10 protein-coding genes are annotated in these 12588 nt (G+C 61.0%); 5 read left to right on the top strand and 5 right to left on the bottom strand.

From position 1 onward, the window contains the following. Positions 1 to 159: 159 nt before the first annotated feature. Both AC0IYH_RS01785 and AC0IYH_RS01780 read right to left on the bottom strand, forming a co-directional pair. Positions 160 to 1746: an ABC-F family ATPase gene (locus AC0IYH_RS01785; protein WP_116628109.1), complete on the bottom strand. Its 1587-nt coding sequence runs from the start codon at positions 1744 to 1746 to the stop codon at positions 160 to 162. Positions 1747 to 1888: 142 nt separating this feature from the next. Next, positions 1889 to 3127 carry an MFS transporter gene (locus AC0IYH_RS01780; RefSeq protein ID WP_471832806.1) on the bottom strand — a complete coding sequence of 413 codons (1239 nt, stop codon included), beginning with the start codon at positions 3125 to 3127 and terminating at the stop codon, positions 1889 to 1891. Positions 3128 to 3282: 155 nt separating this feature from the next. Between AC0IYH_RS01780 and AC0IYH_RS01775 the strand changes: the two genes are divergently transcribed. Continuing rightward, positions 3283 to 4095, top strand: a complete 813-nt coding sequence (locus AC0IYH_RS01775; RefSeq protein ID WP_471832805.1) for a class I SAM-dependent methyltransferase — start codon at positions 3283 to 3285, stop codon at positions 4093 to 4095. A gap of 124 nt (positions 4096 to 4219) precedes the next feature. Here AC0IYH_RS01775 and AC0IYH_RS01770 read toward each other — a convergent pair whose 3' ends face one another. Beyond that, entirely contained in the window at positions 4220 to 4606 is a 387-nt protein-coding gene (locus AC0IYH_RS01770; protein ID WP_116628106.1) for a TIGR03067 domain-containing protein, read from the bottom strand. Between the two features lie 397 nt (positions 4607 to 5003). Here AC0IYH_RS01770 and AC0IYH_RS01765 point away from each other — a divergent pair, with 397 nt between their 5' ends. Then, positions 5004 to 6320 (top strand): Wzz/FepE/Etk N-terminal domain-containing protein, encoded by a 1317-nt coding sequence (locus AC0IYH_RS01765; protein WP_122772230.1) that lies wholly within the window; start codon positions 5004 to 5006, stop codon positions 6318 to 6320. Between the two features lie 264 nt (positions 6321 to 6584). Beyond that, the gene (gene lpxO / locus AC0IYH_RS01760; protein WP_471832804.1) at positions 6585 to 7484 is read left to right on the top strand and encodes a lipid A hydroxylase LpxO; all 900 of its coding nucleotides are present in this window, start codon (positions 6585 to 6587) and stop codon (positions 7482 to 7484) included. 15 nt (positions 7485 to 7499) lie between these two features. Here lpxO and ligD read toward each other — a convergent pair whose 3' ends face one another. Further along, a complete protein-coding gene (ligD, locus tag AC0IYH_RS01755; RefSeq protein ID WP_471832803.1) occupies positions 7500 to 9980 on the bottom strand; it encodes a DNA ligase D in 2481 nt (826 codons plus the stop codon). A gap of 24 nt (positions 9981 to 10004) precedes the next feature. Beyond that, positions 10005 to 10844 carry a non-homologous end joining protein Ku gene (gene ku / locus AC0IYH_RS01750; RefSeq protein ID WP_116628102.1) on the bottom strand — a complete coding sequence of 280 codons (840 nt, stop codon included), beginning with the start codon at positions 10842 to 10844 and terminating at the stop codon, positions 10005 to 10007. Between the two features lie 184 nt (positions 10845 to 11028). On the opposite strand from ku, the gene AC0IYH_RS01745 reads away from it, so the two are divergent. Both AC0IYH_RS01745 and AC0IYH_RS01740 read left to right on the top strand, forming a co-directional pair. Further along, the gene (locus AC0IYH_RS01745) at positions 11029 to 11343 is read left to right on the top strand and encodes a hypothetical protein (protein ID WP_116628101.1); all 315 of its coding nucleotides are present in this window, start codon (positions 11029 to 11031) and stop codon (positions 11341 to 11343) included. Positions 11344 to 11355: 12 nt separating this feature from the next. Continuing rightward, positions 11356 to 12507, top strand: coding sequence for a PQQ-dependent sugar dehydrogenase (locus tag AC0IYH_RS01740; protein ID WP_116628100.1), 1152 nt, complete (start codon positions 11356 to 11358; stop codon positions 12505 to 12507). The last annotated feature ends 81 nt before the right edge of the window (positions 12508 to 12588 follow it).

Here is a 12588-nt window from a genome sequence, read left to right as displayed (position 1 = left end):
CTCGTTCGCGGGCGGGCGGTGAGGGCATCATGGCAAGGGCTTGGGGGAAAAGAAAGCAGGCTAACTACTTTTACAGCCCGCAGCCCGTCTGCCATTGACCGCAAGATGCAAAAAAGCCCCGTCACAGTGGACGGGGCTTTTGCGTGCAGCAGGGCGTGTTTAGAACACTACGCCCTGGCTACGCAGGTAGTCGTCATAGGTGCCGCTGAAGTCGATCACGCCGTCGGCGCTCAACTCGATGATGCGGGTGGCCAGGGACGATACGAACTCACGGTCGTGGCTGACGAAGATCAGCGTGCCCGGGTAGTTTTCCAGCGCCAGGTTCAGCGCCTCGATGGATTCCATGTCCAAGTGGTTGGTCGGTTCGTCCATGATCAGCACGTTCGGCTTCTGCAGGATCAGCTTGCCGAACAGCATGCGACCTTGCTCACCACCGGAAATCACCTTGACCGACTTGAGGATCTCGTCGTTGGAGAACAGCATGCGGCCCAGGGTGCCACGGATCACTTGCTCGCCCTGGGTCCATTGGCCCATCCAGTCGAACAGGCTCATGTCGGTTTCGAAGTCGTGGGCGTGGTCCTGGGCGTAGTAGCCCAGTTCTGCAGCGTCGGTCCACTTGATGCTGCCGGCGTCCGGGGTCAGTTCGTTGACCAGGGTGCGCAGCAGGGTGGTCTTGCCGATACCGTTCGGGCCGATGATCGCCACGCGCTCGCCGGCTTCAACCTGGAAGCTGAAGTCCTTGAACAGCGGCTTGCCGTCGAAACCCTTGGCCATCTTCTCGACCATGACCGCCTGGCGGTGCAGCTTTTTGGTCTGTTCGAAACGGATGAACGGGCTCACACGGCTCGAAGGCTTGACCTCGGCCAGCTGGATCTTGTCGATCGCCTTGGCACGGGAGGTGGCCTGCTTGGCTTTCGAGGCGTTGGCCGAGAAGCGGCTGACGAAGGATTGCAGCTCGGATATCTGCGCCTTCTTCTTGGCGTTGTCCGACAGCAACTGCTCGCGGGACTGGGTCGCCACGGTCATGTACTCATCGTAGTTGCCCGGGAACAGGCGCAGCTCGCCGTAGTCCAGGTCAGCCATGTGGGTGCACACGCTGTTCAGGAAGTGACGGTCGTGAGAGATGATGATCATCAGGCTGGAACGCTGGGTCAGGATGTTTTCCAGCCAGCGGATGGTGTTGATGTCCAAGTGGTTGGTCGGTTCGTCGAGCAACAGCACTTCAGGGTCGGAGAACAACGCCTGGGCCAGCAATACGCGCAGTTTCCAGCCTGGCGACACTTCGCTCATGGGGCCGAAGTGTTGTTCCAGGGGGATGCCCAGGCCCAACAGCAGCTCGCCGGCACGGGATTCGGCGGTGTAGCCGTCCATCTCGGCGAATTCGGTTTCCAGCTCGGCCACGGCCATGCCGTCGTCTTCGCTCATTTCCGGCAGCGAGTAGATGCGGTCGCGCTCGGCCTTGACCTTCCACAGTTCTTCGTGGCCCATGATCACGGTGTCGAGCACGGTGAATTCTTCGTAGGCGAACTGGTCCTGGCGCAGTTTACCCAGGCGCACATTCGGCTCCAGCATGACCTGGCCGCCGGACGGATCGAGGTCGCCGCCGAGGATTTTCATGAAGGTCGACTTGCCGCAACCGTTGGCACCGATCAAACCATACCGGTTGCCGGCGCCGAACTTGACCGAGACGTTCTCGAAGAGCGGCTTGGCGCCGAACTGCATGGTGATGTTAGCTGTGGAGATCAATTACTTTACCTATCAATGGGTTGCGAGCGTGGCGGCAGGAGCCTTCAGGCATGCATCAACAGCGACATCAAGGCGCGAAACCCGGTCGCTGAGCAAAAAATGGGGGATGTGTGTTGGAATTTGGCGCGCATTGTCGCATATGTCAGGCGACAGTTGTATGGCGCGCGAAAGATGCTTTTACCAGGGTCTCCGGCATCGCCAGCCATAACAGCGCCAACGCGACGGCCGCCACGCCGGCCAGGGTCAGGAACGCCGCGTCATAGCCAGCCTGTTGCACTACGAAACCGGCCAGGCTGCTGCTCAGGGCCGCGCCCAGGCCAAAAACCGTGGACAGCGCGCCCAGGCTTACATTGAAGCGGCCGGTGCCCTGGGTCAGGTCCTTGACGATCACCGGGAACAGCGCGCCAAACACGCCTGCACCGATGCCGTCGAGCATCTGCACGGCCACCAGCCAGTAAGGGTCGCTGGACAGCGTATACAGCACACCGCGCAGCGGCAGAATCATGAACCCGGCCAGCAACAGCGGCTTGCGCCCCCACACATCAGCCTTAATACCTACCAGCCAGGCCGTCGGCACCATCACCAGCTGTGCGGCGACGATGCAGGCGGAGGTCAGCGGCGTGGCCATCTGCAGGTTGATCTGCGCGAGCTTCTGGCTGACCAGCGGCAACATGGCGGCGTTGGCCAAATGAAACAGCGCGCAGCAGATGGCGAACAACAACAATGGACGGTTGGCCAACAACACCCGCAGGCCGGACGGTTGTTCGTGGTCGCCGGCGTGGGCGGGGTCGAAGCCGCGGGCCACGTCGTGGTCGATGGCCTTGGCCGACACGCAACTGATGGCGATCACGCTGGCCGCGGCCATGAAAGCCATGAGGTAGAACACCACCACCGGGCCGAACAGGTACGCCAGGCCACCGGCCAGCAGTGCGGCCACGGCATTGCCGGCGTGGTTGAAGGTTTCGTTGCGCCCGGTGCGCCGGGTGAAGGCGCGTGGCCCGGTGATACCCAGGGAAATCGCCGAAATGGCCGGCGCGAACACCGACGCTGCGACGGCGCTGGCGGCCTGGGTCAAAGCCACCAGGCTGAATGAGCTGACAAACGGCAGCAACAGGCAACTGGCGGTCACCAGAATCGCCGCCACCGCAACCACCGCGCGCTTGCTGCGGGTGCGGTCGATCAACGCGCCCGCCGGGCCCTGGGTAATCAGCGCGGCGATGCCGGCCAGGGTCATGACCACGCCGATACTGGCCGGGTCCCACTGGTGCACGGCCAGCAGGTAGATGGCCAGGTACGGCCCGAGGCCGTCGCGCACATCCGCCAGGAAAAAATTCAGGCTGTCCAGGGACAGCGTATTACGCAGGTCGGAGGGGTTGGCCATGGCGCGGTCTACGGGGGAGGGCGTTCAACGACTGAACGCTCGATGGGCTAGTGACCTGTGGGCTTTGGGTTAAGTTTCACGCGTTGCCGGGGTTTTAATCCGTGGTCACTTGGCTTACTTTTCGAGCCCCACTGGAACGATTATCTGGAGCCGCAATGGACATGCCCTCAGCTCAGCAGGCGATTGCCTGCAACAAGGACGCCTGGGACCAATCCGCCGACCTGCACAAAACCACCGCCACCTGGACGGCGCTGCTGAACAACGTTGGCGACGCCGATTTTTCCTGCTTCGACCCGACCATCACCGGCCTGCTGCAACAGGTGGGCGTCGCTGGCAAGGAGGTGGTGCAACTGTGCTGCAACAACGGCCGCGAAAGCCTGTCGCTGTTCGGCCTGGGCGCGCGATCGGTGGTCGGCGTGGACCAATCGAGCGCCTTTCTCCAGCAGGCGCGCGAGTTGGCCAGCGCATCGCCGCATAACCCCGAATTTATCGAAAGCGACATCCACCAGTTGCCCCAACGGTTGCACCAGCGCTTTGATATCGCCCTGTTGACCATCGGCGTGCTGGGCTGGATGCCGGATGTGGCGCTGTTCATGCGTCACGTCGCCAGCACCCTCAAACCCGGGGGTATCCTGGTGATGTACGAAACCCATCCGTTTCTGGAAGTGTTCGACCCGCGTGCACAAAACCCGCTGTTGCCGGCGACCTCATATTTCCGGCGTGAGCCATTCGTGCTGCAGGAGTCGATTGTGTATGAGGGCGAGGGCGAAGTGGCGGGCCCGACTTCCTATTGGTATGTGCACACGCTGGGCGAGGTGGTCAGTGCCGCGATCGGTGCGAACCTGCAGATCAGCCATTTGCAGGAGTACGCCCACTCCAACCGCGAGGAGCTCTACGACCAGTACGAGCACCAGCCGGGCCAGATTCCCCTGTGCTTTACCCTGACCGCCACCAAGGGTCATGCCTGAGGCAAAAAAAAGCCCGCGAGGAGAGGCGGGCTAAGGGATTCACTGGAGTAGGTAGGCTTCACCCTATAGACCCGAAAGTGAAGGCTTTGTGAAAATACTGTCGCAGCGTCGTAAGTGGCGCTGATCAGGCGCGCCGTACGAATGTGCGCATGGTTTGACCTGGGCCGGTACTGAATGAGACTGGCCTGGGCATACTTTCATCCGCAGCAATGAACACGAACTCATCCCCTTCAAGGCGATAACTGGCAGGTAGACGCTTGCCGGCGTCATCACCTATGGAGTCTATCCAGGTAATGCTCTTGGGAATGGTGGCGCTGTCGAGGAAAAACCGCCCCGCCAATAACACCTCGCCACTGACTGTCTTCACTTCGAAGCGGTCGCCATAGATGGTGGTGATTGCGCCTGGCGCGCTGTGGGCATCGACCGGGTTGAGCACGCCACTGTCTTCGAGTGAGGTTTGCTCCCAGGCACCTTGAAGGGCCTGAAAATCCGGGTCTGAAATGGATGACATACAAATTCCTTTTTGCTGAAGGGCTAAGCGCGGGTCGTAACGGACAATACGGCTGTTTATAACCTTGATGCGTAGTTGATCGTGGGAAGTTTCCTATTTTTTAGATTTTTATCTGTTTTTTCTTTAACGACAGGCAATTAGCGTTATTTTGCCTCGCCGCTGGGTAACGTCCTGTAACAGGCCGTCTATGCTTCGGGTGTCTGCCGGTCATGACACCCGTGTCGCTGAAATGAAACCTCACGATGCTTAAGTATGAGGGTTCAGTCAATTGGGTGGTCCCCTTGCTGGCAGCGGGCCGCGTATGCCACGCGCCCGGACGTTGCCCCCTGTTTATTCCGTTGTTATTCAGGTCTGTGTTTTTGGGCGCTGGATTTCAACTCATCAGGGTGTATGAACTTTGAATAACACTCCCCAGCTACACCGACATTTGCCGTCGGACGAAATTGATCTGTTTGAACTGTTTCACGCGATCTGGAAACAAAAAAGACTGGTTATCGGTTGCACGATTCTGGCGGGCCTTGTGGGAGTAGGCTACGCGTTTCTGGCACCCAGGGTTTACCAGGTCAGTAGCGTGTTGCGGCCTGCGGCGATCAACGAACTGGACGCGCTCAACCGCTCCGAAGTCTACAAGCTGCCACCGGCCGATGCATTGGCCAAGGTCGGCGCGCGACTGGACTCCTACGAGGCGCGGTTAGGCTTTTTCCGGTCCAACCCCGCGTTGTTCGAAGCCTTTCAGCGGCCCGGCCAGAGCCTGGAGCAGAGCTTCGAGGCGTTCAACCGCAACGCTATCAACCTGGTGCAGGCGAATCCCAAGAGCGCCGAGCCAGCCAACGGCTATATTCGCCTGGAGATGCAGTACCCCAAAGGCGTCGACGGCGTTGCGATTCTCAACGGCTTTGTCGACTACGCCATTGCGCTGGAGCGTAACCAGGTGGGGGCGGACCTCAAGGTCATCGTCAACAACCGCCTTAACGAGATCAAGGGCAAGATCGACGCCGCACGGGCTAACTACGAGACGGGCAAGGAGTCGAGAATCGCCAGGTTGCTGGAGGCCGACAAGGTCAAGCGTGCGCGTTTGCAGGACGAACTGACCGCCTTGCGTTCGCAGATGAAGGTCGAGCGCACCAGCCGCCTGGCGGAACTGGCGGAGGCGATCGCGATTGCCAGGTCCATCGGCATCAAGACGCCCACGACGCCTTCGTCCATGGGGGCTGAAGCGTCACGCGGGCCAAACCAGGTGATGCGCACCGTGGTGACTAACCAGACGGTGCCGCTGTACTTCATGGGCACCGAAGTGTTGGAGGCCGAGCGGGCGACGCTGAGTCAGCGTGCCAACGACGACTTCACCAATCGCCGGGTCGCCGAGATCGGCAAGGAGTTGCGCATGCTCGAGGTCAATCGCGAAGTGGAGGTACTCAGCAATCGTACGAATGAAGACATGTTCCTGTCGGACGTTGAGCCACTCTGGTCCGAAGATTCGCGGTTGCGCAGCCTCAATATCGACATGAGTGACCTGAAACTGGTGATGGTGGATCGGCAAGCGCAAGAACCGCTGAGCCCGATCAAACCCAGGGGCGCGCTGGTTATCGCACTCAGTGTTGCCGGCGGGCTGATGCTGGGGATGTTGCTCGCGTTGATTCGCCATTTTGTGCAAGTGCGACGCGAACACGGGCCGTTCTCCGTGTCGGACGAACAGCGTTTTCCGCGCCGATAGGGCCACGCAGACACCTCGCGGGCCTGTTGCAAGGACAGCCCGCCGAGGCTATTACCCGGCCTATCGAGAAGACAGCTTTTCACAATTCTTAGTTAACTTTTGGTTACAAACTGTGGCTAAATAACTGCCAATGGCAACGAGCCGGTAGTCAAGCCGCCCCTCGTACCGATTGTGTGAATTGTGATTTCAGGTGCTGCTATCCATCCTCGGCCGTTGTGGGCGCGCAGGAGCAGCCTGTTCTCTTCTGACGTGTGACGAAATCCCTTGAAACTCACCATTGTTGTTCTCTACGTTGCCTCCATCGCGTATGTACACCTGCGCGGCCGGGTGCGGCATAAGCTGGGGCGCCAACTCAGTGATCATTCGACCTTCCTGGCGCCGATCAACTGCTTCCTCTATCTGTTCTCCAAGCTGCCTGGCCGACCGTATCTGTCGCCCAGCGATTTCCCCGACCTGAGCCCCTTGCAGGAACACTGGGAGGAGATTCGCGAGGAAGGCCAGAACTTGATGCGCGCCGGTGAAATCAAGCGCTCGGACCAATACAACGACGTGGGTTTCAACTCGTTCTTCAAATCCGGCTGGAAGCGCTTTTACCTCAAATGGTATGGCGACAGTCACCCTTCGGCGATGAAGCTGTGCCCGCGCACCACCGAGCTGGTGCAGAGCATCGGTTCGATCAAGGCCGCCATGTTCGCCGAGCTGCCGCCGGGCTCGAAGCTGGTGCGCCACCGCGACCCGTATGCAGGCTCCTATCGTTATCACCTGGGCCTGGACACGCCGAACGATCCGGGCTGCTACATCAATGTCGACGGCGAGAGCTATTACTGGCGCGATGGCGAGCCGGTGATGTTCGACGAAACCTACATTCACTACGCCGAAAACACTACACAGCAGAACCGCATCATCCTGTTCTGCGATATCGAGCGCCCGATGAAATACCGCTGGGCCGCGGCGTTCAATCGCTGGTTCAGCCGCAACGTGATGGCCGCCGCGGGCTCGCCCAACGATGCCGGGGACAAGACCGGTGGCCTGAACCGAGCCTTTACCCGCCTGTACAAGATCCGCTTGCGTGGCAAAGAGCTGAAAAAGCGCAACCGCGCACGTTACTACCTGGAAAAATGGGCGATCTTCGCCGCCCTGGCAGTTATCTTCATTATTATCTGAAGCCTGAGGCGCGGCTCACTCAGGCGGCGTCGCGCCCAGCCTGTCCCACATCTTGCGGGTGATCCTCTGCCGATTGGCATAGCCGGCCCACGGATCAGCGTTCAAGCTTTCCAGGCGCTGGTGCAGGTTGGCGACTGTCCACTGTTGGGCGCCGCGTAACCCTTCCAACTCCTTGCGACTGACCGGTACCGACACCGGCAAACCCGGGCGTGCGCGCACCGAATAGGCGGACACGGTGCTGGCCCCACGCGCATTGCGCAGGTAGTCGATAAAGATCTTGCCCACGCGGTTTTTCGGCCCGGAGGTGGCGGTAAAGCGCTCGGGCAGTTGTGCGGTCATGAATTGCGCGATGGCTTTGGCAAAGGCTTTCACCGTGTCCCAGCCGTCGCGCCGCGCCAGCGGTACGATCAGGTGCAGGCCTTTGCCGCCGCTGGTCTTGACGAAGGTCTCGAGGCCCAATTCATCCAGCACCGAGAGGGTCAACTGCGCCGCCTCCAGCATGCTTTTCCACGGCAGCGCCGGGTCCGGGTCAAGGTCCAGCACAAACAGGTCCGGCGTTTCGATTTTGTCCGCGGTGGCGCCCCAGGTATGCAATTCAATCGTGCCCATTTGCACCGCACCGAGCAGGGCGCGGGCGTTGTCGATTTCCATCAGGCGCGCATGGGCGGGGTCCAGCGCCGGGTCCAGGTGCTTGATGTTGGGAATCGCCAGGTGTTCCGAGTGTTTCTGGAAAAACTGTTCGCCCTCGACGCCTTCCGGCGCTCTGAGCAATGACACAGGGCGATGGCGCAGGAACGGCAGGAGCCACTCGCTGATGCTGGCGTAGAACTGCGCCAGTTGCTGTTTCTGCGTGCCGCTTTGGCGGTCAATGACCCGTTCGGGGTGAGTGATGTTTACCCCGCTGGTTTTCGCGGTTTTTGGCGCCTTCAGGGATTTGGCTGCGCGCGGCTGCTCGTGGATGATCTGGGCGGCGGGCTTGTCGGTACGCAAGCCGACGAACGCTGCCTGGCGCACCACGCCCTCACGGGTCCACTCGGCAAACTGCACTTCGCCCACCAGTTGCGGTTCCACCCAATGCACGCCACGCGCCTGGGCGCTGGTGAGCGGTTTAACCAGGGGCGAGACCTTGCGTTCCAGAGGAGTGAGCTGGGCATAGATGTGTTTCAGCGCGGCCTGGTCAAACCCGGTGCCCACGCGGCCGGCATACACCAGGCCGGTGTCGTCATTGACCGCCAGCAGCAGGGCGCCAAAACCGCTGCGCGAGCCTTTGGGCCGGGTGTAGCCGATGATCACGAACTCCTGGCGCAGGCGGCATTTGAGCTTGACCCAATCGGTGTTGCGGCTCGATACATAGGGGCTGCCGAGCCGCTTGCCAATCACGCCTTCCAGCGCCAGGTCGCAGGCGCTTTCAAAAATATCGCGCTGGTTGGCGGTAAAGGCTTCGGAGAAACGCAGCAGCTTGCTGCGGCTGGCGGAGAGGGCGGTCTTGAGCACAGCGCGGCGTTGCTCCACCGGCGCCTGGCGCTGGTCATTGCCGTCCAGGTAGGGCGCGTCGAACAGGTAGTAGACGATGTCCAGGCTGCGGCCGATATCAAAGGCATTCTGCAGCGCCTGGAAGTCGGGTAAGCCGTCGCCATTGAGGCTGACCACCTCGCCGTCGAGCCAACTGTCGTTGAGCTTGAGAGCCTGCAGCGCCTTGGCCTGGCGCGGCAGGCGTTCGGTCCAGTCGTGGCCGTTGCGGGTAAACAAGCGCACCTCGCCGTCACGGATGCGCGCCAGCATGCGGTAGCCGTCGAACTTGATTTCGTATTGCCAGTTGCCCTCGGGCGCACGGTCCACCAGGGTTGCCAACTGCGGTGCGAGTTGTTCCGGAAGCGTGGTATTGACCTTCTTCGGCTTGGCTTTTGCTTTGGCCTTAGGCTTTGGCGCGCCGATCGAGGCCTCACTGAGCACGCTGTCGGGCTGCGCCTTGACGATGTCGTAGTCGGCGGCGGGGCGTGCCTGTGGGTCTTTTTCCTTGATCAGCAGCCACTGCTGTTTGTCGCCACTGCCCCTGAGGTGTGTGCGCACCAGGGCCCAGTCACCGGAGAGTTTTTCGCCGAGCAGGGTGAACTTGAGTTTGCCGGCGGCGTAGGCCTTGCGCGGGTCATCATGGGGTTGCCACACGCCGCGATCCCACACAATCACATCCCCGGCGCCGTATTGACCGGCCGGGATGCTGCCTTCAAAGCTGCCGTAGCTCAGCGGGTGATCCTCAACGTGCACGGCCAGGCGTTTCTGGCTCGGGTCCAGGCTGGGGCCCTTGGGCACTGCCCAACTGAGCAGTACACCGTCGAGCTCCAGGCGAAAGTCATAGTGCAGGTTGCGCGCGTCGTGCTTCTGGATCACAAAGCTCAGCGCCGACGCCTTGCGCTTGCCGGTGGCAGCACTGCCGGCCGGCTCGGCGGTGATCTGGAAATCGCGTTTACGGTTGTATTCGCTCAGGGGCTTGGTCATGTCGTTGTCCTGCGAAGGGCTGGCTCAGGAGGCCTTTTTACTGGTCTTTTTGCTGGCAGGTTTTTTCGCTGGCGGTTTGCCCGCCAGGCTACGTTTGAGCAGCTCGGTCAGGTCGATCACGTCGGCAGACTTGCGCTCCTCGCCGCCGTCCTGGGATTCCACGTCCTCGATCTTGCCGGCCTTGGCCTTCTTCGCCACCAGCGCCATGATTTTTTCCTGGAAGCTGTCGCGATAGTCCTCGGGTTGCCAGTCGGCGCTCATGTCTTCGACCAGGCGTTTGGCCATGTCCAGCTCGCCCTTGGCCAGGCTGGGTTTGGTGACGTCGCTGCCCAACTCCAGCTCGTCCAGGCTGCGCACCTCGGCAGGCCAGCGCAGCATCACCAGCACCAGCGCCGATTCCAAAGGCATCAGTGCGGCCAGGTGCTGCTTGGTGTGCAGCACCACATTGGCCAGCGCGACCTTGCGGGTTTTTTTGAGGGTTTCGCGCAGCAGGGCGTAGACCTTGCCGCCGCGTTTATCCGGCGCCAGGAAGTAGGGCGTGTCGATGTTCTGCAGGGGGATCTGGTCGCTGGCCACAAACGCGATGATTTCGATGGTCTGGGTCGACTTGGGGTGGGCCGAGCGGATTTCGTCTTCGCTGAGCACCACATAGCGGCCTTTTTCGAAGGCCACGCCCTTGACGATATTCTCCTTGGTGACTTCCTTGCCGGTGGTCTTGTTGATCCGTTTGTAGCCCACCGGGTCCATGCTGCGTTTGTCCAGCCAGTCAAAATCCACGCCTTGGGCGGCGGTGGCCGACACCAGCGATACCGGGATATGAACCAAGCCGAAACTGATGGCGCCTTTCCAGATTGCCCGTGGCATACGTACGATTCCTTTAGGGGAGACTGTCTTCTGGTGACTTGAAGCCCGTACGAAAAGTTTCCCTCGCTGGATGTGCGGACAGATCGTGTTACACCTGATGAGAAACTATTTAGTGTCGAAAGCCGAACCCAAGGCGTAGCGTGTTATCGAACGCTCGTACTCCTGGCTTCAGAGAGGCTTTGTCATGAACCGTTGTGTGCGTCATCTTGCAGTGCTGGCGTTAGGCCTGGCACTCACCCCGTTTGCCTACGCGCAAAGCCTGCCGGGCAGAAGCGATTCCAATAACAGCCCGATTCACCGGGCCAACCCCAACAGCATGCAGGGCACCCAGCCCGCTGCGCCGGCGACCCGTGGTATCCAGACCGGGCCGACCCAGCGCCCACCCACCTTGGAAAACGGTGGCATCGGCAATCGCTACCCTCAGCGCGATGCCGCGCCGAGCCGTCCTGCCACCGAAACCAAAGCCCCCACCTATGATGCCAACGGCAATCGCCGGTAAGGACTTCGCCCTATGTTGATACGTAAAACCCTACTCGCCGCGCTGTGCGCAACCCTGCCGTTGGCAGCCGTGCATGCCGCCGATGCCCAGCAGTTCCCCAGTGAGCAAGGCAGCATTACCGTCACGCCTGTCGCCCAAGGCCTCGACCACCCGTGGGCCGTGGCGTTTTTGCCGGACCAGCAGGGCTTCCTGGTGACTGAGCGGCCTGGCCACCTGCGCGTTGTCAGCAAGGACGGCAAGCTGTCTGCGCCGCTGACCGGTGTGCCTGAAGTGTGGGCCAAGGGTCAGGGTGGTTTGCTTGACGTGGTGCTGTCACCCGACTTCAAGCAAGACCGCATGGTCTACCTGACCTACGCCGAAGGCGGCGGCAAGGATGGCAAGGCCGGTACGGCGGTGGGGCGCGGGCGCCTGGCCGCCGACCTGAGCGGCCTGAGCGATTTCAAGGTGATCCTGCGCCAGGAGCCGAAGCTCTCCACCGGCAACCATTTCGGCTCGCGCCTGGCCTTCGACCGTGACGGCTACCTGTTCGTGACCCTGGGGGAAAACAACGACCGCCCGACCGCCCAGGACCTCGACAAGCTGCAAGGCAAAGTTGTACGCATCTACCCGGACGGCCGCATACCCGATGACAACCCCTTTGTCGGCCAAGAGGGCGTGCGCCCGGAAATCTGGTCCTACGGCCAACGCAATCCTCAAGGGCTGGCGCTGAACCCATGGAGCGGCACGATCTGGGAAAACGAACACGGGCCCCGTGGCGGCGATGAAATCAACATCATCGAGCGTGGCAAGAACTACGGTTGGCCGCTGGCGACCCACGGCATCAATTATTCGCTGACACCGATTCCCGAAGCCAAGGGCAAGACCGCCGAAGGCACCGTGCAGCCGCACCATGTATGGGAAAAATCACCAGGCATCAGCGGCATGGCCTTCTACGATGCCGACCGCTTCAAACCGTGGCAGCACAATGTGTTTATTGGCGCACTGGCCAGCCAGGAGCTGATCCGCCTGCAGTTCGACGGCGATAAGGTGGTCCATGAGGAGCGCTTGCTGGAAGGGCTGAAAGCGCGGATCCGCGATGTCCGGCAGGGGCCGGATGGCTTCCTGTATGTGCTGACCGATGAAGATAATGGCGTGTTGTATCGCGTGGGCCTGAATCAGGACTGAGCCACAGCAACAATCCGATGTGGGAGGGGGCTTGCCCCCGATGACGGTGTATCAGTCAGCCTATCAACAGCTGACCCACCG

The sequence above is a fragment of the Pseudomonas sp. AC463 genome (assembly GCF_979253585.1).
Note: the sequence above shows the minus strand (reverse complement) of the source record. Positions and strands in the feature narration are given on the sequence as shown.

Coding starts and splice junctions, on each gene's coding strand:
- AC0IYH_RS01770 (WP_116628106.1), bottom strand. CDS start 4,606: ATGTCATCCATTTCAGACCCGGATTTTCAGGCCCTTCAAGGTGCCTGG.
- AC0IYH_RS01775 (WP_471832805.1), top strand. CDS start 3,283: ATGGACATGCCCTCAGCTCAGCAGGCGATTGCCTGCAACAAGGACGCC.
- ligD (WP_471832803.1), bottom strand. CDS start 9,980: ATGACCAAGCCCCTGAGCGAATACAACCGTAAACGCGATTTCCAGATC.
- AC0IYH_RS01745 (WP_116628101.1), top strand. CDS start 11,029: ATGAACCGTTGTGTGCGTCATCTTGCAGTGCTGGCGTTAGGCCTGGCA.
- ku (WP_116628102.1), bottom strand. CDS start 10,844: ATGCCACGGGCAATCTGGAAAGGCGCCATCAGTTTCGGCTTGGTTCAT.
- AC0IYH_RS01740 (WP_116628100.1), top strand. CDS start 11,356: ATGTTGATACGTAAAACCCTACTCGCCGCGCTGTGCGCAACCCTGCCG.
- AC0IYH_RS01780 (WP_471832806.1), bottom strand. CDS start 3,127: ATGGCCAACCCCTCCGACCTGCGTAATACGCTGTCCCTGGACAGCCTG.